The sequence below is a fragment of the Amycolatopsis sp. Hca4 genome (genome assembly GCF_013364075.1).
Lineage (GTDB): Bacteria > Actinomycetota > Actinomycetes > Mycobacteriales > Pseudonocardiaceae > Amycolatopsis.
On record NZ_CP054925.1, the window covers coordinates 7,160,882 to 7,179,290 of the forward strand.

The following is an 18,409-nucleotide window of genomic DNA, read 5'->3' on the forward strand; positions in this document are numbered from 1 at the left end:
TCATCCGAAGAGACGCTTCAGCTCGGCCTTCGCAACTTCGACCGCCGTCTTGACCTGTGCCGTGGGGTCCGCACCTTCCTTGGCGATCTTCGCGACCGCGTCGGACAACGCGGTGTTCGACTGCTGCGTCCACACCGGACCGCCGACGAGGTGGCTGTTCTCCTTGACGAACCGGGCCGCGTCGGCCGCCGGGCCCGATTTGAGGTTGTCCGCGCGGCCGATCAGGCTCTGCCGGGCCGGCACGTGGAAGCCGAACTTCGTCGCGAACTCCAGCTGGTCCTGCGTCTGGTCGATCCACAGCCACTTCACGAACGCCTTGGCCTCGGCGATGTGCGCGCTCTTGGCGTTCACCATCGCGCCGTACGCCCCGACCGGCACCGACGGCGCCCCGCTGCCGTCCAGCTTCGGGAACGGCAGGACGCCGAAGTCGTCGTCGAACGCCTGGCGGATCTTCGGCACGTTCCAGAGCCCGGTCCACTGCATCGCCGTCAGCCCGTCGATGAACGCGCCGGGGTCCGACCAGTCCGCCGGGGCGCCGAGCAGCAGGGAACCGTTGGCGTTCAGGGTGTGCAGCTTCGCCAGCGCGGTCGCCGCGCGCGGGTCGTCGAAGCCGACCTCGCGGTTGCCGTTCTTCAGGTAGTCGAGCCCGGCCGACCACAGCAGCGGGCCGGTGAGCACGCCGACGCCGCCGTCGTTGCCCGCGAAGAAGCCCTTGACGCCGTCCTTGGTGAGCTTCGCGGCCGCGTCGACGAGCTCGTCGACCGTCTGCGGCGGCTGCACGCCTGCCGCCTGCAGCAGGCTCTTGCGGTAGAAGAGCACCTGCGTGTCGGTGGCCTGGGGGATGCCGTAGACCTTGCCCTCGACGGTCTGCGCGGCCAGCACGGCCGGGCTGAAGTCGCCCTTCACCGGCGCGATGACGTCGTCGAGCGAGACGACCTGGTTCTGCCGGACCCAGTCGATCTTGACCTGCGCCTCGAAGACGTCGGGCACCTTGCTGTTCTGCAGCGCGGTGACGATCTTCGAGTCGTAATCGCCCGGGTTCCACTGCACGGTCACGGCCGCGCCGGGGTAGCTCGCGGCGTACCGCTTGACGGCGTCCTGGACGCCTTCCTCGCCGTACGCGTGGTACCACTGCTGGAGCGGGACCTTCGGGGCGTCCGACGGCGTTGGTCCCGCCGAGTACGCCGTCGAGGGCGGCGGGTCACCCTGCCGCCCGGTGTTCGACCCGCATGCCGTCGCCAGTGCGCCCATGCCCGCGAGCGCCAGAAAGCTCCGCCTGTTTCGCTGCATCCCCAGAACCCCTCCGACGTGCTCCGAAGGCCACCTTGGGGGTAGGTTCCCGCAAGGTGGCCGTTCGAAGCGTGAAGACTCGCCGGAGATTTACCCGTTAGAGCTGGGCGATGTCGAGCTTTCCCTCTGAGTAGGACGCGCGGATGCGCTTCTTGTCGAACTTGCCGACGCTGGTCTTGGGGACTTCGTCCACGAACGTCCAGTTCTCCGGCAGCTGCCACTTCGCGACCTTGTCGCTCAGGTAGTCGCGCAGCTCGGCCGGCGTGACGCTCTGGCCTTCCTTGAGCACGACGGCGACCAGCGGCCGCTCGTCCCACTTCTCGTCCGGGATGCCGACGACCGCGGCCTCGGCCACCGCGGGGTGGCCCATCACCTGGTTCTCCAGGTCGACCGAGGAGATCCACTCGCCGCCGGACTTGATGACGTCCTTCGCGCGGTCGGTCAGGGTCAGGTAGCCGTCGGCGCTGATCTTGCCGACGTCGCCGGTGCGGAGCCAGCCGTCGTGGAACTTGTCCGGGTCGACATCCGAGCCGCCGTAGTAGGACGCCGCGATCCACGGGCCCTGGACCTCGAGCTCGCCGACGGCGTCGTTGTCCCAGGGCAGGACCGCGCCGTCGTCGTCGATCAGCCGGGCCCGCACGGACGCCGGGAAGCGGCCCTGCGTGTAGCGGTACTTCCAGATCTCGTCGCCGGTCGCGGCCGCTGGCGGCCGGGCGACGCTGCCCAGCGGCGACGTCTCGGTCATGCCCCAGGCGTGCAGGATCGAGACGTTGTGCTTCTCCTGGAACGCGTGCATCAGCGACGGCGGCACCGCCGACCCGCCGACGACGACTTCGCGCAGGTGGGAGATGTCCTGCGGGTTCGCTTCGAGGTGGGCGAGCAGGCCCTGCCAGACGGTCGGGACCGCGCCGGCGAACGTCGGCTTCTCGGCGGCCAGCATGGCCGCGATCGGCGCCGGCTGGAGGAAGCGGTCCGGCATCAGCAGTGACGCGCCGACCATCAGCGCCGCGTACGGCAGGCCCCACGCCATCGCGTGGAACATCGGCACGATGGCCAGTGCCTTGTCGCTCTGCGCGAGGTTCATGCTGTCGCTCATGCAGACCTGCATCGAGTGCAGCCAGATCGACCGGTGTGAATAGGCGACGCCCTTGGGGTCACCGGTGGTGCCCGACGTGTAACACATCGCGGCGGCCGAGCGCTCGTCCACGTCCGGCCAGTCGAAGGTGTCCGGCTGCCCGGCCAGCAGTTCGGCGTAGGCGTGCACCTGGATGCCGTCCGGGGCCTGCAGCGCCGCCGCGTCGCCGTTGGCCACGATGACGTGCCGGACGGTCTTGAACTCCGGCAGCTGCTTGGCCAGCAGCGGGACCAGCGTGCCGTCGACGATGACGACCTGGTCCTCGGCGTGGTTGGCGACGAACGTCAGCTGCTCCGGGAACAGGCGGATGTTCAGGGTGTGCAGCACGGCGCCCATGGCCGGGACGGCCAGGTAGGCGGCCATGTGCTCGGCGTTGTTCCACATGAACGTGCCGACGCGCTGGTCGCCGGTCACGCCGAGGCTGCGGAGGGCGTTCGCCAGCCGGGCGGCGTGCCTGCCCAGGTCGCCGTAGGTCTCGCGCCGGGCTTCTGAACCGGTCCAGGTGATGACTTCGCTCGCCGAGTGCACCGACGTGCCGTGGCGGAGCAGGTTCGCCAGCGACAGCTGGCCGTCCTGCATGGTGCTCAACATGGTCGCTCCCGGGGTCGTTCGCCGGTGAACTGGGGTTGCGCCGACTCTAGTGCGGATCGGGTGAAGCGGGCATGGTCAACAACGGCTCCGTTCGGTCACGGTCGTCGCGCGATCGGGCGACGACCGGACGATGATCAAGATCATCCGTTTTTCGGGTTTCCCTTATGTGCCAGGAAATGTGCACGAGAACAGCGCGTAACGGAGGCTCCACTTCCGGGTGAGATGGGCCACCCGGGGCCCTTCTTGGGAGCGTTTCCGCAGGCCGGAGCGGGTTGCCCGGTATCACCTCCGGGGGTAATAAGTGCGTGTCGGTTGCACGGCCACGAAGCGGGTGGCGTTTACTGGGCCCGTGGCAAGAGACGGCTGAGCAGCGCTTGCAGGAGCAAGCACTCACAAAAGCTGTCGGCCGCGAAAGCGGAGACTGAGAGGAAAGGACACTACGTTGGCTCTGCCTACGTTGACTCCGGAGCAGCGCGCCGAGGCCCTGGCCAAGGCCGCCGAGGCTCGCAAGGCGCGTTCGGAGCTGCTCGCGTCGATCAAGTCCGGCCAGGAGAGCATCGAAAAGGTGCTCAAGCAGGCCAAGGAGAACAAGACCATCGGGAAGACGAAGGTCACCCAGCTGCTGAAGGCCGTCCCCGGCCTCGGCGCGGTGAAGGTCGCCGCCCTGCTCGAGCAGGCCGGCATCGACCCGGACCGGCGTGCGGCCGGCCTGGGCGAGCGCCAGCGCGAGGCGCTCATCGACGCGCTCAAGTAGCTCGTCACCCGGAGCTGACCGCGAGGGGAGTGTCGCTCGCGACACTTCCCTCGCGGATTTCCCGCAGCCTGGGACGCTGGGGGTTGTGAGTTCTTTGGAACCGGCGACCCCGGCACTCGACCTCGCCGCCCGCTACCAGCGAGGCGACTTCCTCTTCACCACGGCCGAGCGCGCACTCCTCGCGCAGGGCGCGATCCGCACCGTCACCGAGACGGACCCGCGAAGGCTCGCTTCGGCGATCCCCGGCGTCCTCGCCGAGACCGGTGCCCCGCTGGCCGTCGGTGTCCTGCCGTTCGACACCGGGCCCGACACGAAGGTGCCGGGCCACCTCGTCGTGCCCCGGACCGTCCACCGCTCCTCGGGGACGCCTTCTTTCCCGCGTGAAACCCTCCCGGCGCCCGTGCGGGTACGTGCGGTGCCGTCTCCGGTGCTGCACACGGAGGCGGTGCGCGCCGCGGTTGCCGCGCTGGCTGCTCGTGACCTGCGCAAAGCCGTCCTGGCCCGTGCCCTGGACCTCGACTTCGCGGCGCCGGTGCCCGTCGAGAGCATCGTGCGCAACCTGGCCGTCGGGAATGCCCGGCACTTCACGTACGCGGCCGAGCTGCCGGGCGGCCGGTCGCTCGTCGGCGCCACGCCCGAGCTGCTCCTGCGCCGGACGGGCCGCACGGTGTTCTCCTCACCGCACGCCGGCTCGATGCCGCGTTCGGCGGACCCGGTGGCCGACCGCGCGAACGGCGAGGCGCTGCGGACGTCCCGCAAGGACCAGCTCGAGCACGCGGTGGTGATCGACTACCTGGTCGAGGCGCTCCGGCCGTTCTGCCGGACCCTCGACGTGCCGGCCGGCCCGGAGCTGGTGACGACCCCGGCGATCTGGCACCTGCGCACGCCGATCACGGGCGAGCTGGCGGACCCGGAGATCACGGCACTGGACCTGGCCGCGGCCCTGCACCCGACCCCGGCGATCTGCGGCACCCCGACGGAGGACGCCCGCGAACTGGTGAAGGAGCTGGAGCCGTTCGACCGCGACTACTACGCGGGCGCGGTGGGCTGGGTGGACGCGGCGGGCGACGGCGAGTGGGCGGTGGCGATCCGCTGCGCGGAGATCGCATCGACGTCGATGCGGCTGTACGCGGGCGGAGGGATCGTGGCGGCGTCGGACCCGCAGGCGGAACTGGACGAGACGACGGCGAAGTTCCGCACCCTGCTGACGGCGATGGGCCTGGAGGACGTCGCTTAGCTGGTCCAGAGGACGCGAAGCAGGTCGACCCGGTGCTGATCCTCCAGGATCAGGTACGTGAGGAGCCCTTCCCCGTGCGGCCCGAACGCCAGGTTGCGCATCGAGCCGTCCGGGTTCGACCGGTGGTACGGATCGCCTTTGCCGGGTACCAGCTCCAGTACACAGATGGCCTCGGCCAAGGCGTGGAGCGCCTGCTGTGGCAACGCGCGGATCTGGTCCTGGACGTCGGGATACACCTCGATGTCGTACGCCACTGCTACAGACCGAGCTCCGACTTGAGCGAGTTCCACGGCCGGGTGCCGGCGGGCGGTTCTCCGGTGCGCTGGGTGTGCTCGGCCGCCTGCACCATGCGCCGGTGGGCGGCTGGGTCCGCCTGGGTGCTCCAGGCGATCCGTCGCCAGGACTCCAGCGTTTCGACGAGGTCTGTCAGGCTCAGAGCTTCGCGGGCGACGTCGAGAGCATGCCGGTAGTCGCGGTCGAACCGGGGTACGTCCTCGGGCAGGAGCGCGGCCCGGATGGCCGCGGGTGAGGTGCCCGACGGGTACTTCGGCTCGTCCGTGCTCGCCGGTGTGGACATGCCGCAACTATAGCCGCGGTAGCCAGTGCTCCTCGGTGACCGACAGCTCCTCGGTGGTCAGCACCGCGATCGCCGCCCGGTAACCGTCCGTTGCCTTCAGGTCCGCCAAGCGGGTTGTTGCCGGGTCGAGGGCCGGGTCGCCTGAGGACACCAAGCTCGCCGGCTCGTCGTAGCGGGAGAACGTGATGCTCTGCAGGGGGATGCGCAGGCCCTTGCCCGTGGCCTTCATCACCGCTTCCTTGCGGGTCCAGTAGACGAAGAACGCCGCCGCCTTCTCCGTGGCGTCCAGGCCGGCCAGGTGCGCCGCCTCCGCCGGGCTCAGCGCGTACTCGATCAGGCCCTCGTCCGCGCGGCGGGTGGCCGTCTCGACGTCGAGGCCCACCGGGACCGACGGGGTCGCCGCCAGGCCGATCAGGTCGCCCGAGTGCGAGATCGACAGCGTCAGGTCCGCGCCCGGGATGCGGGGCCGCCCGTGGGGCTTGCCGCAGTCTTCGCAGGTCGCGTCGAACTTCACCGCCTCCACGGCCAGGCCGAGCCGCTCGGCCGCGACCGTCTTCGCCAGGACGCGGCCGGTGAGGAACCGCCGCTTGTCCGCCTCCTGCCGGTACGCCTCGAACCGCCCCTGCTCGATGTCGTCGAGCAGGCGCATGAAGCGATCTTCGGTGGGCAACGGCGACGACCAGCGGACCTCGATCTCCATCACACCCCCGATCTTTCCGGGCCCGGCAGCCGTTGTCACGAATTCCGGCCGAGGTCTGGGGTTATGCCCGACCCGGAGGTACCCTGGCCCTAAGCGAGCGCTTAGTCATGTCGGAGGAGCAACGAGGCCATGGATTTCTCTCTCAGCACCGAAGAACGGGAAGTGCGCGACTGGGTCCGCACGTTCGTCCAGCGGGAGCTCGTGCCGCTCGAGCAGGAGGTCCTCCGCCGCGAGCGCGCGCACCAGCCCGGCCTGACCGGTGAGGAGCTGAAGGACCTCCAGCTCAAGGCGAAGGAGTCCGGCTTCTGGGGCGTGCTGACCCCGGAGGAGTACGGCGGCATGGGCCTGTCCGCCGTGATGGCCGCGCTGCTGGAGGCCGAGCTCGGCCGCACCTTCGTGCCGTTCCGGTTCGGCGGGGCCGCCGACAACATCCTGTTCCACGCCAACGAAGAGCAGAAGCAGACCTACCTGCTGCCGACCATCTCGGGTGAGCGCAAGTCCTGCTTCGCGATCACCGAGCCGGGCGCCGGGTCGGACGCCAAGGCCATCCGGACCACCGCCCGCAAGGACGGCACCGACTGGATCATCAACGGCGAGAAGACCTTCATCACCGGTGGCAACGAGGCCGACTTCACCATGGTCTTCGCCATCACCGACCCCGAGAAGGGCGCGAACGGCGGCGTCACCTGCTTCCTCGTCGACCGCGAGGCCGGCTGGAAGTCCGAGTACATCGACACCATGGGCGAATGGGGCCCGGCGTCGCTGATCTTCCAGGACGTCCGCGTGCCGGAGACGCAGATCCTCGGCGAGGAGGGCCGCGGCTTCGAGCTCGCCATGCAGTGGATCGGCCAGGGCCGCTACCTGCTGCCCGCCCGCGCGATCGGCTCGTGCGAGCGGCTGATCTCGATGGCCATCGAGCACGCCAACACCCGCGAGACGTTCGGGCAGAAGATCGCCGAGCGGCAGGCCATCCAGTGGATGATCGCCGACTCCGGTGTCGAGCTGGAAGCGCTGCGCTGGCTGGTGCTGCACGCCGCGTGGCAGGTCGACCAGGGCCTGGATTCGCGGCACGCGCAGTCGATGGCGAAGCTGTACGGCGGCCAGAAGGCCAACGAGATCGTCGACCGCGTCCTGCAGATCCACGGCGGCATGGGCTACACGCGGGAGCTGCCGGTCGAGCGGTGGTACCGCGAGCTGCGGCTGCTGCGCATCTACGAGGGCACCGACGAGATCCAGCGCCGGACCATCGCGCGCAACCTGCTCAAGGGGCACGTCAAGGTCGGCGGCACGCTGGGCTGACCCGGCTCGGAAACGCGGCGACCTGCTCTTCGGGGGTTCCGGGTGGCGGAGCCCCCGGCCCGGGGCGAAGCCCCGGGAAAACACAGCCGTCAAGACCGCCCTTCGTGGCGGTCTTGACGGCTGTCCAACCTGGTTACTTCTTGTTGCGAATGGCGATCGGGACGCCCGCGAGGTCCTCTTCGTTGCACAAGAGCTTCACGTCGTAGTACGGCGAACCCTGACGGTCGTCGTAGTCGAGGTGGATGGCCAGGACGTCGAGCGGCTCACCGAGCCACTCCTGAGCCTGACGTAGCCACTTGGCGCAGCGCTCCAGAGCCGCGGGGAGATCGTCGTCACGGAACTCGACGGGGCGATAGGGGACATCCTGCACCTGATCGCGGGGGTGTGCCGGCGCCGGGAGGCCCGGCGCGAGACCCGAGTCGTCCAGTTCCAGTTGGATCGTTTCCTCAGTCACCCTTCGAGCGTCCCCCACCCGCGCCGTCTGAGCAAGGCGTACACAGGTAAAAGCGCCGCTAAACGGACACGCCCCACTCTTTCGCGACGATTTCCCGGCACCGTCGCAAGTCGGTGACGCCGGGCGTGGACGTGCAGCCCAGGGCCCTCGACGCCAGTTCCGCGTAGTGCTCGGCCAGCTCGTCCAGTGCCAGCGGGCCACGTGGGGAATACCACCTCGCGACGCCGCTGCACATCTCGAGCAGGGCGAGCCGGGTCACCGCCGGGTGCGCCACCCGGAACACCCCGGCGGCCACCCCTTCGTCGATCGTCGAGGCCCACAGCCGTTCGTAGGCGTCCCGCAGGGCGACGACCGGCTCGCGCGCGGCCGGGGACAGCACGTCGACTTCGTTGTCCACCACCCGGGTTTCCGCCGGCCCGACGGCGTGCGCGAGAACGTGCAGCGCGACCAGCGTCCGCAGCCGGTGCACCGGGTCCCCGCCGCCCGCGGTCGCTTCGCGGGCGGCGTCGAGGAGCCGGTTCAGCGCGGTGTGCATGATCTCGGCGAGCAGATCCTCCTTGGTGCCCATGTAGTGGTAGAGGCTGGCCGAGGAGAGTTCCGCCTCCTGCGCGAGATCCCGGATGCCGGTGCCGTGGAAGCCCTTGGTGGCGAACAGCTTCACCGCCGCCGCGCGCACCCGCTCCCGGCTGCTCACAGCCATGCTCCCGCCTTCGCGTCCCACGACCCGGCGCGCGGGTCGGAGACCTTCCGCAGCTCGCCCTTGGCCACCCGCTCCGACGGCGTCATCGGCAGCGCGTCGGCGAACGCCCAGAACCGCGGAACCTTGAAGTAGGCCAGTTTCCCGGCGCAGAACGCGGCGAGCTCGGCCGGGTCCGGCCGGTCGCCGTCACACACGACGTACGCCTTGATCTCCTCGCCGCGCAGCTCGTCGGGCACCGCGACGACGGCCGCCAGCTTGACCGCGGGGTGCAGCAGCAGGGCGCGCTCGACCTCGTCGGCGGAGACGTTCTCGCCGCTGCGGCGGATCATGTCCTTCGTGCGGCCGACGTAGTGGACGCGGCCGGCCGCGTCCATCCTGGCCAGGTCGCCGGTGTGGAACCAGCCGTTTTCGAACGCTTTCGCCGTCGCGTCCGGATCGTCGTGGTAGCCGTGCATCAGGCCGATCCCGCGGATCAGCAGCTGCCCGGTTTCCCCGCGCGGCAGCGGTTTCCCGTCGTCGCCGGCGATCAGCACCTCGCGGTCGCGGGACGGCCGCCCGATGCAGCCGGTGCCGACGGTCTCGTCGTGGTCGGCGGCGGTCATCCGGATGTCGCCGCCGGTTTCGGTCATCCCGAACGCCTCGTACCACGGCACGCCCCAGCGGGCCTCCAGTTCGGCGTGCAGGTCGTGCGGGATCGCGGACGCGCAGATCGCGCGGACGCGGTGGTCGCGGTCGGCTTCCGACGGCTCCTGCCGCAGCAGCAGCGTCGGCATCAGGCCGAGGCAGTAGAACCAGGTGACGCCGTGCTCGCGCACCTTCGCCCAGAACGTGCTGGGGTGGAAGCGGTCGAGGACGACGAGGGTGGCGCCGCCGGCCAGTCCCAGCGCGACGTTCCACTGTGGATCGATGTAGTGGAACGGCTGCGCGGTCAGGATGACGTCGTCCTCGCCGACAGCGGGGAAGTCGGTGGCCAGGCTGACCGCGAGGGTCGTCCAGTAGCGGTTCGGCAGGACGCAGCCCTTGGGCGCGCCGGTGGTGCCGGAGGTGTACTGGATGTTGACCGGCAGTTCGGGCACCGGGGTGAAGTCCGGCGGCGCGGCGTCGGTGCGCAGTTCGTCCGGGGTGATCACCTCGGTCAGGCCGATCCGGCCGAGGAGCTCGGTGAACTCGGATGCGGCGACGACCAGCTTCGCGCCGGAGTGCCGGAGGATGTGCGCGCCGTCGAACTCCTGGTAGTTCGTGTTGACCGGGACCAGCTGCGCGCCGATCTTCGCCAGCGCCAGCCAGGTCAGCGGGAACTCCGGCTGGTTGCGCAGCATGACGGCGACCCGGTCGCCGGGGCCGATCCCGCGCTCGGCCAGCGCCGCGGCGATCCGGGAGCTTTCGCGGTCGACCTCGGCGAACGTGAACGTCCGGTCCAGGTGGTCGAAGATCCAGGCCGTGCGCTCCGGCCACAGCGCGGCGGCCCGCGTGACGAGCTGCGCGAGCGTCCCGATCTCCGCCAGCGGGGTCACGCCCGGCTCCGGAACGCTTCGGTGGACGCGGCGACGGCGGCCGAGTGCTCGGTGATCAGGGCGTGGCTGACCTCGAGTTCCAGGGCGGGCTCGAGGTCGGTGCTCGCGTCCAGGACCCGCTTCGCCATGGCGGCGGCGGCCGGCGGGTGCTCGGCGATCCGCTTGGCCCAGCTCAGCGCCTCGGCCCGCAGCTGCTCGGCCGGGACGGCGGCGTTGACCATCCCCAGCTCGGCGGCCTTGCGGCCGTCGAAGCGCTCGCCGAGCAGCAGGAGCTCCTTCGCCTTGAGCGGGCCGACCAGCAGCGGGAGCAGCCGCGACGCCGCCCCGGTGACGCTCAGCCCGAGCGAGACCTCCGGGAACGCGAACACGGCGTCCTCGGCGGCCAGGATCAGGTCGCAGCCGAGCGCGAACTCCGCGCCGGCGCCGATCGCGTAGCCGTGCACCGCCGCGATCACCGGCTGGCGCAGCGCGCGCAGCCGCCGCGTGACGTCCTGGAGCCGGTCCAGCCGCGCCCGCGAGTCACCCGCGGGGGTGGGTTCCTTGAGGTCGTGACCGGCGCAGAAGGCGCGCCCGTTGCCGGACAGCACGACGACGCGGGCGTCGCTGCGCGCGGCCGCGTCGAGGGCGGTGAGGAAGTCGTCGACCAGCACGGCGGCGACCGCGTTGAGCCGCTCGGGCCGGTTCAGCCGGATCTGCGCGATGCCGTCCTCGACGGCGAACTCCACGGTGGGCATGAGGGCGATGCTAGACGTTCGATCGATCGATCGATAGCCTCTGGACTCGTGCGAGTCGATGCGGTCTACGAAAACGCCACCGTCTGGACGGGCGCGAGTCTGACCAGCGCCCTCGCGGTCCTGCACGGCCGGGTGGTCGCGCTGGGCGACGATGCGCGTGCACTGTCCGCGCGCTCGCGGGTCGACCTCGCGGGCGGCTTCGTCGTGCCCGGCTTCCACGACGCGCACAACCACATGGCGTGGTTCGGCATGGGCCTCGACGACGTCGCGCTAAGCGACTGCCGCAGCGTCGAGGAGGTCTACGACGCCGTCGCCGCGCGCGCCGCCACGCTGCCGCCCGGGAGCTGGGTGGTCGGCAGCGGGTACGACCAGAACAAGCTCGTGGGCGGCCACCCCGATCGGCACGGCCTCGACCGGGCGGCGCCGGGGATGCTCGTGCGGCTCAAGCACACGTCCGGGCACATGACCGTGGTCAACTCGGCCGTGCTCGACCGGCTCGACCTGGCGCACGTCCCGGTCGGCGGCGATGTCATGTTCGACGACGGCGGCTCGCCGACCGGCCTGCTGCGCGAGCAGGCCCAGCTGCTGCTGCGGCCGCTCACCTACCCGACCCCCGCCGACCGGGTGGTGCGCGGGCTCGAGCGCGCGTCCGAGCGGTACCTGAGCGAGGGCATCACCAGCGTCCAGGAAGCCGGGATCGGCGGTGGCCTGGTCGGCGAGACGCCCGCCGAACTGGCGGCCTACCAGCAGGCGCGCGACCGCGGCGTGCTGCGCGTGCGCAGCACGGTGATGGTCGCCGCGAGCGTGCTGCACGACCTGCCCGACGACGCCGGCTTTGGCCTCGACCTCGGCCTGCGCACCGGCCTCGGCGACGAGTGGCTGCGCATCGGCCCGATGAAGTTGTTCGCCGACGGCTCCCTGGTCGGGCGCACCTGCGCGATGCACGACCCGTTCGACGGCGAGCCGGACAACCGCGGCTACTTCCAGGTGCCCGAGGACGAGCTGACCCGCACGATCCGCCGCGCCCACGAGGCGGGCTGGCAGATCGCGACGCACGCGATCGGCGACCGCGCGATCACCGTCGTCCTCGACGCCTACGAAGCCGCGTTGGCCGCTTCGCCGCGCACGGACCACCGGCACCGCATCGAGCACTGCGCGGTGCTCCAGCCCGCGGAGCTGGCCCGGCTCGCCTCGCTCGGCATCATCCCGTCGCCGCAGGGCCGGTTCGTCAACGAGCTCGGCGACGGCATGCGTGCCGCGCTCGGGGAAGCCCGGGTGCCGTGGTGCTACCGGCTGCGCAGCGTCCTCGACGCGGGGTGCGTGCTTCCCGCGTCCTCGGACCGGCCCGTCGTGAACGGTGCGCCCTTGCTCGCCCTGGCCGACATGGTGCGTCGGCGCACGGCGTCAGGCGCGCCCTTCGCACCCGAAGAGGCGCTGACGCCGGAGCAGGCGTTGCGCGCGTACACGTACGGCTCGGCCTACGCGACCTTCGCCGAGCGCGACCTGGGCACGCTCGAGCCCGGCAAGCTCGCCGATTTCGCCGTGCTGTCCGGTTCGCCGCTGGACGAGTCCGCTGTGGACGCGCTCGCTTCCGGAGAACTCAGCGTGCAAGGCACCGCCGTCGGCGGCGAACTGTGTTATCAAGCGTGATGACTCACTTCCTCTCCGCGAACTCGAGTGCTTCCTCGGCCAGCGCGGCCCAGGGGTGTGGCGACCCCGGGTCGAGCGCCAGCCATTCCTGCATCGGGGTGCCCTTGTTGGCGTCGAAGCGCACCCCGTGCCCACCTTCGACCAGCTCGTCCACCCGGCCTCGGGGCAGCTTGAGCACCAGCTGCCCGCGGACGAACATCGCGAAGATCCGGCCGTGCGCGCGCAGCGCCGTGCGCCCGAACCCGCCGGTTGTGCCGGGTGGCGTGATGCCCGGACGTCCGGTGAACTCGTCGACCAGGTCCTCGAACTTCTCCTCTGGTGCCATCGACCACCTCCGACCACGACCGTAACGACCACCACCGACAAAACCGGGAGGCGAGATGCCCGTCCGCGACGCCGTCTTCGAAGACATCGAGGAAATCTGCGCGCTCATCGAGGAGCACGCCGTCTACGAGGACAACCACGACCTGAAGCTGGACCGCGCCGAGATGAGCGGGCACCTGTTCGGGCCGGACCCGAAGGCGTGGGTGCTGATCGCGACCCCGCCGGGCGAGCCGGGAACGGTGGCCGGCTTCGCCTTCTGCAGCTGGAACTTCTCCACCTGGGAGGCGCGGCCGGGGATCTGGCTGGACGACCTGTTCGTCCGGCCCGCGCACCGCCGCCACGGCCTCGGCGGCGAGCTGCTGGACGAGCTGCGCAACCGCACGACCGGCCGCGTCGAGTGGGACATGCAGGAGGGCAACGAAAAGGGCGAGGCGTTCTACGCCCAGCTCGGCGCGGAGCCGGTCCCCGGCTGGATCCGCTACCGCTGGCGGCCGTGAACTTTCACGAGAAAGAACCCGGCCCCGTATCGTATGCGGTATGGGAGATGGTTCGGTCCGGAGGTCCTCGTCGGTCGAGGACTACGTCCGGGTGATCTACGGCCTGGTCGAGCGGGGAGAGGCGGTCACCAACGCGTCGCTCGCCGGCCGGCTGGAGGTCAGCCCGTCCTCGGCGTCGGGGATGGTCACGAAGCTGTCCCAGCTGGGCCTGGTCACCCACGTGCCGTACCGCGGCATCGAGCTGACGGCTGACGGAAGGCTCCTGGCGCGCTCGGTGCTGCGGCGCCACCGGCTGATCGAGACGTACCTGGTGTCGGAGCTCGGCTACACGTGGGACGAGGTCCACGCGGAGGCGGACGCGCTGGAGCACGCGGTGTCGGACAGGCTGGTCGAGCGCATCGCGGCGAAGCTCGGCAACCCGGTCCGCGACCCCCACGGCGACCCGATCCCGGCCCCGGACGGCAGCGTCGAGGAGCTGCCGGTCCGCATCCTGGACGACCTCCCGCCGGGTGCGGTCGGCGAGATCGTCCGGGTCTGGGACACCGACCCGGAGCTGCTGAGGTACCTGACGGAACACGCGATCAACCTGGGCGAACGCATCGAGGTCGTGGAGCGCCAGCCGTTCGGGGGACCGATGGTGGTCAAGGTGGGCTCACCACCGGACGCGGCGACGCACGCGATCGGCAAGGAGATCGCACAGGCGTTGTCGGTCACCCTGCGCTGAGGGGCGTACGCGCGGGTGACGTCGTGAAGCGGATGTGGTGACCACCTCCGCCCCGCGACCATCACCCCATGAAACCCTTCCGCTTCGGCGTCGTCGCCGGTTATGCGCCCGACCTGACCTCCTGGACCGCCCAAGCCGAACGGGTCGAGAAGCTCGGCTTCGACACCCTGCTCGCCACCGATCCCGTCGGTGCCGCCGATCCCTTCGTGCTGCTGGGGGCGGCCGCCGCGGTCACCATCGATCTCACCGTCGGCACCTTCGTGCTCGCCGACCCCTTCCGCAGCGCGGAAGCGCTCGACTGGCAGGTGCAGACCCTGCACCGGCAGACGCGCGGGCGGTTCGAGCTCGGGCTCGGCGTCGGGCGGCCCGGGGCGGGCGAACACGCGAAGAGCCTCGGGCGGGAGTTTCCCTCACCGGGTGAGCGCATCACACGGATGGCCGCCACCATCGCGCACCTGAAGCGAACACCCGATCGGCCGCCGTTGATGCTCGCCGCCGGGGGGCCGAAAATGCTGGCGCTCGCCGCGCAAGAAGCCGACACCGTCACGTTCTCCTGGATGCCGAAAACCACCGAAACCGAGGCGCAGTCCATTGTGGATCGATTCCGAGAACTGGCCGGGGAACGGCTCCCCGGGATCGAGCTCGGCCTGAACCTGATGGCCGTCGGGACCGCGCCGTCGCCGGGGATCGCGAGGTGGGCGGGGGTCGACGTGCCCGAGCTCGCCGCGGGCGGGGCCGTCACCGTGCTGCCCGAGGATCCCGGTGCGGCGGCGGAAACCCTTCTCCGGTGGCGGGAACGGTGGGGGATTTCCTACGTCACGATCAACTCCGGCTACGCGGAACCGTTCGCCGCGATCGCCGACGAGACCCGCAAGGCAGGTGGGTGAGGGCCCTTCCGATCTTGGGAAGCTGCGCCTACGCTCCAATGTTCTGTAAACGGAAGTGGTTCGGAGCGTTGTGATGACCGGTCAGCGAACACGCACCATCGACCGGGGGGAACAGGCGGAGCTGAGCCGGCTGCTGGCAGCCGGACCGTTCGACGTGGCCCTGCGGGCGGCGATCCGGGCCCGCGGCCTCGGCCTCGAGCGGATCCGCTATCGCTTGCGCGGCAGGGGAACCACGGTCAGCCTGGCCACCCTCAGCCACTGGCAGTCCGGGCGGTGCCGTCCCGAGCGGCCGGAATCGTTGGAGGCGTTGCGGAATCTCGAGGACATCCTGAACGTGCCCGACGGCTCGCTCAGCAAGCTGCTCGGCCCGCCGCGGGCCAGAACGAGGTTCCACGCGCTCAATTGAGCGACGGCTAGGCTCGCGGTATGCGAGCTGTCGTCATGGAGGAGTTCTGCGTCCCGCCCGTCGTGCGAGACGTGCCCGAGCCGGTGGCCGCGCCGGGCGGTGCGGTGATCGAGGTCGACGCCACCGGCGTCTGCCGCAGCGACTGGCACACCTGGCAGGGGCACGACACCGCCGTCACGCTGCCGCACGTCGCCGGGCACGAGCTCGCCGGCCGGATCGTCGCGCTCGGCGACGGCGTCCGCGGCTGGGAACTCGGCGCGCGCGTCACCGTGCCCTTCGTCTGCGCGTGCGGCAGCTGCGCCCAGTGCGCCCGCGGCGACCAGCAGATCTGCGACCGCGAGTTCCAGCCCGGCGCCACGCACTGGGGGTCCTTCGCCGAGCGCGTCGCCATCGAGCACGCCGAGACGAACCTGGTCGCGCTGCCGGACTCGCTCGGCGCCGCCGAGGCCGCGGCGCTGGGCTGCCGGTTCGGCACGGCGTTCCGCGCGGTGCTGCGGCAGGGGCGGGTCACCGCGGGCCAGTGGGTTTCGGTGTACGGCTGCGGCGGCGTGGGGGTCTCCGCGGTGCTGCTGGCCGTGGCGGCGGGCGCGAGAGTCGTCGCGGTCGACGTCTCGACCGCGGCGCTGCAGCTCGCCGCGAAGTCGGGGGCCGCGGTCACCGTCGATTCCTCGGCGTTCGACGGCCCGGAAGCCGTCGCCGAACACGTCCGCGAGCTGACCGGCGGCGGCACGCACGTCTCGCTCGACTGCCTCGGCTCGCCGTCGACCTGCGCGGCGTCGGTCGGCAGCCTCCGCAAGCGCGGCCGGCACGTCCAGGCCGGGCTGATGCCACCCGCGCAGGGCATCGCGCCGATCCCGATGCACCGCGTCATCGGCGGCGAGCTGGAGCTGGTCGGCATCCACGGCCTGCAGGCGCACGAGTACCCGGAGCTGCTGCGCGTGGTCGAGACGGCGGGCATCGACCTGGCCGCGCTGATCGGACGGCGCATCGGCCTCGACGACGTCCCGGCCGCGCTCGCGGCGATGAACGACCCCGTCCCGGCGCAGGCGGGCGTCACCGTCGTCACCTTCGGTGACTGATCGGCCGCGCCGCGGTCAAGAGACCCGTTCGTAGCTGATCCACGCTGGCTTGTGACATTCAGGTGTGGGAACGTCTATTCCATGGTGGCCCAGGGCGAGGGGACGCGGCCGCAGGACCGTCCCGTTGGTCCGTTGGGGCGGGCCCTGCGGCTGTTCACCGCCGCCGGGGTCACGTTCCGTGGCCACCGGGTCGTGCCCTCGACGATCACCGAACGTGCCCGGCGGAAGTCTCCGGCACAATCGAGGTGATGGACGCCCTCCTGCCGCGCCCGCGCGCCGAACTGGCGCCCGGAGCCGTGCACCTGCCCGACTGGCTCGGTTTCGACGAGCAGCGTGACCTGGTCGCCGCCTGCCGCGGCTGGTCCGGCTACCGCCACACGCGGCTGCCCAACGGCGGCGTGATGTCGGTGAAGTCGGTCTGCCTCGGCTGGCACTGGTACGCGTACGGCTACTCGCGCACCACCGGCGATGGCAAGCCGGTGCTGCCGTTCCCGGACTGGCTCGGCGACCTCGGCCGTCGGGCGCTGGCGGCCGCGTACGGCGAGCCTGCCGAGTCGTACGCGCCGGACATCGCGCTGGTCAACTTCTACGACGCCACCGCGAAAATGGGGCTGCACCAGGACAAGGACGAGCGCAGCCTGGAGCCGGTGGTGTCGTTCAGCCTCGGTGACGCCTGCGTGTTCCGCTTCGGCAACACCGAAACCCGCGGCCGGCCGTACACCGACGTCGAGCTGCGCTCGGGCGACGTGTTCGTGTTCGGTGGGGAGTCCCGGCTCGCCTACCACGGCGTGCCGAAGACGCTGCCGGGCACGGCGGACCCGGCACTGGGCCTGAACGGGCGGCTGAACATCACGCTACGGGTGTCCGGCTTCTAGTCCTCAGTGGACTCCTCGTCGGGCACCACGATGAACCGCACGGCCACCGCCCGTGAACCCGCCGGGTGCTGCCCCGGCTCGGTCGCGTACTTCCACACCAGGTTCTGGTACTCCTCGACGAACGAGGTGACCTGTTCCTTCGTCAGATGCAGCCCGGCGCGGTGGATCTGGTTCCAGCCCTCCGAAGTCTCGTACCCGGCGTACGCCCGCGTGACCAGGCCCAGGTCGTGGCTCAGCTTGAGCGCGCCCAGCTTGAGCATCGCCTCGCGCTCGTCCGGCGCCAGCTCGAGGCCGGGTGGGGTGTAGATGTCCTTCGAGCGTGACTTCCACCAGCGCTCGCGGCCGTCGCCGCGGTCGGTGAGCTCCTCGATCAGCTCCAGGTCGGCCAGCTTGCGGAGGTGGTAGCTGGTCGTCCCGGTGCTCTCGCCGAGGGCCTTCGCGACGCTCGTCGAGTTCGCTTCGCCGTGTTTGCCCAGGTAGCTGAGGATGTCCCGGCGCACCGGGTTGGCGAGTGCCTTGTAGAAGGCCTTGAGGTCCGCGCCGGTCAGGACGCGCTTCTCGGGACGTTCGACCATGCCGCCAGGCTACTACAGAGATTGTTTGCAAAGGATCTCTGCAATCGCTACCTTGGGTCGGGAGAGAACTCGGGGGTTCGCATGAAAAAGCTCTTCCGGGCCGCGGGGCTGTGCCTGCTGGCCTGCCTGTCGGTCGCCGCGCCGCGGCCGGTGCCGGCGCATGTCTGAGCTGGACGCGCGGCTGCGCGACGAGATCGACGACCAGGTCGCCGAGGCCCTGGACGCCTACCTCGCCGAGCGAGGCGCACCGCGGCCGCGGCGCGCGTGGCCCGTGGTGGTGACGGTGGCACTGGGGGTCGCCACCACCTGGCTGGTCCCGGGCGCGGCCTGGGCGGCGTGGCTCGCGATCGCGGTCACGAACGTCGCCTGGCTGGTGGCCGTGAGTGGCAGGCGGGGCTGACCGCCTG

22 protein-coding genes are annotated in these 18,409 nt (G+C 70.9%); 11 read left to right on the top strand and 11 right to left on the bottom strand.

Translation table 11 applies throughout. The features are described from left to right. Positions 1–1,290 carry an ABC transporter substrate-binding protein gene (locus HUT10_RS32340; RefSeq protein ID WP_176174653.1) on the bottom strand — a complete coding sequence of 430 codons (1,290 nt, stop codon included), beginning with the start codon at positions 1,288–1,290 and terminating at the stop codon, positions 1–3. Between the two features lie 97 nt (positions 1,291–1,387). Then, the gene (locus tag HUT10_RS32345; protein WP_176174654.1) at positions 1,388–3,016 is read right to left on the bottom strand and encodes a long-chain fatty acid--CoA ligase; all 1,629 of its coding nucleotides are present in this window, start codon (positions 3,014–3,016) and stop codon (positions 1,388–1,390) included. 442 nt (positions 3,017–3,458) lie between these two features. Here HUT10_RS32345 and mihF point away from each other — a divergent pair, with 442 nt between their 5' ends. Together mihF and HUT10_RS32355 are read left to right on the top strand one after the other, a co-directional pair. Further along, positions 3,459–3,770 carry an integration host factor, actinobacterial type gene (gene mihF / locus HUT10_RS32350; RefSeq protein ID WP_167344432.1) on the top strand — a complete coding sequence of 104 codons (312 nt, stop codon included), beginning with the start codon at positions 3,459–3,461 and terminating at the stop codon, positions 3,768–3,770. An 85-nt stretch (positions 3,771–3,855) separates the two neighbouring features. Next, positions 3,856–5,007, top strand: coding sequence for an isochorismate synthase (locus HUT10_RS32355; RefSeq protein ID WP_176174655.1), 1,152 nt, complete (start codon positions 3,856–3,858; stop codon positions 5,005–5,007). Here HUT10_RS32355 and HUT10_RS32360 read toward each other — a convergent pair. The 3 genes from HUT10_RS32360 to HUT10_RS32370 are packed head-to-tail and all read right to left on the bottom strand — an operon-like array spanning position 5,004 to position 6,284. After that, entirely contained in the window at positions 5,004–5,261 is a 258-nt protein-coding gene (locus tag HUT10_RS32360) for a hypothetical protein (protein WP_254897109.1), read from the bottom strand. The two genes, HUT10_RS32355 and HUT10_RS32360, sit on opposite strands and share 4 nt — an antisense overlap. A 2-nt stretch (positions 5,262–5,263) precedes the next feature. Then, positions 5,264–5,584, bottom strand: coding sequence for a DUF6247 family protein (locus HUT10_RS32365; protein WP_176174656.1), 321 nt, complete (start codon positions 5,582–5,584; stop codon positions 5,264–5,266). 7 nt (positions 5,585–5,591) lie between these two features. Further along, a complete protein-coding gene (locus HUT10_RS32370) occupies positions 5,592–6,284 on the bottom strand; it encodes a 4'-phosphopantetheinyl transferase superfamily protein (protein ID WP_176174657.1) in 693 nt (230 codons plus the stop codon). Between the two features lie 129 nt (positions 6,285–6,413). On the opposite strand from HUT10_RS32370, the gene HUT10_RS32375 reads away from it, so the two are divergent. Beyond that, on the top strand, positions 6,414–7,583 hold the full coding sequence (locus HUT10_RS32375) for an acyl-CoA dehydrogenase family protein (RefSeq protein ID WP_176174658.1): 1,170 nt from the start codon (positions 6,414–6,416) through the stop codon (positions 7,581–7,583). A gap of 133 nt (positions 7,584–7,716) precedes the next feature. On the opposite strand, the gene HUT10_RS32380 is transcribed toward HUT10_RS32375, so the two are convergent. From HUT10_RS32380 to HUT10_RS32395, 4 genes are read right to left on the bottom strand one after another with little or no spacing between them, the layout of a single operon-like run. Next, positions 7,717–8,037 (bottom strand): hypothetical protein, encoded by a 321-nt coding sequence (locus HUT10_RS32380; protein ID WP_004561305.1) that lies wholly within the window; start codon positions 8,035–8,037, stop codon positions 7,717–7,719. A gap of 58 nt (positions 8,038–8,095) precedes the next feature. Further along, the gene (locus HUT10_RS32385) at positions 8,096–8,731 is read right to left on the bottom strand and encodes a TetR/AcrR family transcriptional regulator (protein WP_176178126.1); all 636 of its coding nucleotides are present in this window, start codon (positions 8,729–8,731) and stop codon (positions 8,096–8,098) included. Continuing rightward, positions 8,728–10,251, bottom strand: coding sequence for an ATP-dependent acyl-CoA ligase (locus tag HUT10_RS32390; protein ID WP_176174659.1), 1,524 nt, complete (start codon positions 10,249–10,251; stop codon positions 8,728–8,730). The genes HUT10_RS32385 and HUT10_RS32390 overlap by 4 nt, the downstream gene beginning before the upstream one ends. Next, a complete protein-coding gene (locus HUT10_RS32395) occupies positions 10,248–10,985 on the bottom strand; it encodes an enoyl-CoA hydratase/isomerase family protein (RefSeq protein WP_176174660.1) in 738 nt (245 codons plus the stop codon). Before HUT10_RS32395 ends, HUT10_RS32390 begins: the two co-directional genes overlap by 4 nt. Positions 10,986–11,033: 48 nt before the next feature. Between HUT10_RS32395 and HUT10_RS32400 the strand changes: the two genes are divergently transcribed. After that, positions 11,034–12,635, top strand: a complete 1,602-nt coding sequence (locus HUT10_RS32400; RefSeq protein WP_176174661.1) for an amidohydrolase — start codon at positions 11,034–11,036, stop codon at positions 12,633–12,635. 4 nt (positions 12,636–12,639) lie between these two features. On the opposite strand, the gene HUT10_RS32405 is transcribed toward HUT10_RS32400, so the two are convergent. Continuing rightward, positions 12,640–12,960: a hypothetical protein gene (locus HUT10_RS32405; RefSeq protein WP_176174662.1), complete on the bottom strand. Its 321-nt coding sequence runs from the start codon at positions 12,958–12,960 to the stop codon at positions 12,640–12,642. Between the two features lie 55 nt (positions 12,961–13,015). Between HUT10_RS32405 and HUT10_RS32410 the strand changes: the two genes are divergently transcribed. The 6 genes from HUT10_RS32410 to HUT10_RS32435 all read left to right on the top strand — a co-directional run bounded on the left by HUT10_RS32410 (position 13,016) and on the right by HUT10_RS32435 (position 17,427). After that, positions 13,016–13,456 (top strand): GNAT family N-acetyltransferase, encoded by a 441-nt coding sequence (locus HUT10_RS32410; protein ID WP_086860184.1) that lies wholly within the window; start codon positions 13,016–13,018, stop codon positions 13,454–13,456. Between the two features lie 40 nt (positions 13,457–13,496). Further along, positions 13,497–14,180: a metal-dependent transcriptional regulator gene (locus tag HUT10_RS32415; protein WP_013230121.1), complete on the top strand. Its 684-nt coding sequence runs from the start codon at positions 13,497–13,499 to the stop codon at positions 14,178–14,180. A gap of 68 nt (positions 14,181–14,248) precedes the next feature. Beyond that, positions 14,249–15,067, top strand: coding sequence for an LLM class flavin-dependent oxidoreductase (locus HUT10_RS32420; RefSeq protein WP_176174663.1), 819 nt, complete (start codon positions 14,249–14,251; stop codon positions 15,065–15,067). 73 nt (positions 15,068–15,140) lie between these two features. Next, positions 15,141–15,473 (top strand): transcriptional regulator, encoded by a 333-nt coding sequence (locus tag HUT10_RS32425; RefSeq protein WP_167384931.1) that lies wholly within the window; start codon positions 15,141–15,143, stop codon positions 15,471–15,473. A 20-nt stretch (positions 15,474–15,493) separates the two neighbouring features. Then, the gene (locus HUT10_RS32430; protein ID WP_176174664.1) at positions 15,494–16,552 is read left to right on the top strand and encodes an alcohol dehydrogenase catalytic domain-containing protein; all 1,059 of its coding nucleotides are present in this window, start codon (positions 15,494–15,496) and stop codon (positions 16,550–16,552) included. 248 nt (positions 16,553–16,800) lie between these two features. Continuing rightward, a complete protein-coding gene (locus HUT10_RS32435; RefSeq protein WP_176174665.1) occupies positions 16,801–17,427 on the top strand; it encodes an alpha-ketoglutarate-dependent dioxygenase AlkB in 627 nt (208 codons plus the stop codon). Here the strand turns inward: HUT10_RS32435 and HUT10_RS32440 are convergent. Beyond that, positions 17,424–18,002 carry a helix-turn-helix transcriptional regulator gene (locus HUT10_RS32440; protein WP_176174666.1) on the bottom strand — a complete coding sequence of 193 codons (579 nt, stop codon included), beginning with the start codon at positions 18,000–18,002 and terminating at the stop codon, positions 17,424–17,426. The two genes, HUT10_RS32435 and HUT10_RS32440, sit on opposite strands and share 4 nt — an antisense overlap. Positions 18,003–18,162: 160 nt before the next feature. Here HUT10_RS32440 and HUT10_RS32445 point away from each other — a divergent pair, with 160 nt between their 5' ends. Further along, positions 18,163–18,402 (top strand): hypothetical protein, encoded by a 240-nt coding sequence (locus HUT10_RS32445; RefSeq protein WP_176174667.1) that lies wholly within the window; start codon positions 18,163–18,165, stop codon positions 18,400–18,402. Positions 18,403–18,409 lie beyond the last annotated feature (7 nt).

Bases quoted from the DNA above. Each gene is read 5' to 3' on its own strand.
- HUT10_RS32345 (WP_176174654.1), bottom strand. From the start codon at position 3,016: ATGTTGAGCACCATGCAGGACGGCCAGCTGTCGCTGGCGAACCTGCTC.
- HUT10_RS32420 (WP_176174663.1), top strand. From the start codon at position 14,249: ATGAAACCCTTCCGCTTCGGCGTCGTCGCCGGTTATGCGCCCGACCTG.
- HUT10_RS32395 (WP_176174660.1), bottom strand. From the start codon at position 10,985: ATGCCCACCGTGGAGTTCGCCGTCGAGGACGGCATCGCGCAGATCCGG.
- HUT10_RS32365 (WP_176174656.1), bottom strand. From the start codon at position 5,584: ATGTCCACACCGGCGAGCACGGACGAGCCGAAGTACCCGTCGGGCACC.
- HUT10_RS32445 (WP_176174667.1), top strand. From the start codon at position 18,163: ATGTCTGAGCTGGACGCGCGGCTGCGCGACGAGATCGACGACCAGGTC.
- HUT10_RS32375 (WP_176174658.1), top strand. From the start codon at position 6,414: ATGGATTTCTCTCTCAGCACCGAAGAACGGGAAGTGCGCGACTGGGTC.
- HUT10_RS32370 (WP_176174657.1), bottom strand. From the start codon at position 6,284: ATGGAGATCGAGGTCCGCTGGTCGTCGCCGTTGCCCACCGAAGATCGC.
- HUT10_RS32425 (WP_167384931.1), top strand. From the start codon at position 15,141: ATGACCGGTCAGCGAACACGCACCATCGACCGGGGGGAACAGGCGGAG.
- HUT10_RS32440 (WP_176174666.1), bottom strand. From the start codon at position 18,002: ATGGTCGAACGTCCCGAGAAGCGCGTCCTGACCGGCGCGGACCTCAAG.
- HUT10_RS32340 (WP_176174653.1), bottom strand. From the start codon at position 1,290: ATGCAGCGAAACAGGCGGAGCTTTCTGGCGCTCGCGGGCATGGGCGCA.
- HUT10_RS32415 (WP_013230121.1), top strand. From the start codon at position 13,497: ATGGGAGATGGTTCGGTCCGGAGGTCCTCGTCGGTCGAGGACTACGTC.
- HUT10_RS32410 (WP_086860184.1), top strand. From the start codon at position 13,016: ATGCCCGTCCGCGACGCCGTCTTCGAAGACATCGAGGAAATCTGCGCG.
- HUT10_RS32430 (WP_176174664.1), top strand. From the start codon at position 15,494: ATGCGAGCTGTCGTCATGGAGGAGTTCTGCGTCCCGCCCGTCGTGCGA.
- HUT10_RS32405 (WP_176174662.1), bottom strand. From the start codon at position 12,960: ATGGCACCAGAGGAGAAGTTCGAGGACCTGGTCGACGAGTTCACCGGA.
- HUT10_RS32435 (WP_176174665.1), top strand. From the start codon at position 16,801: ATGGACGCCCTCCTGCCGCGCCCGCGCGCCGAACTGGCGCCCGGAGCC.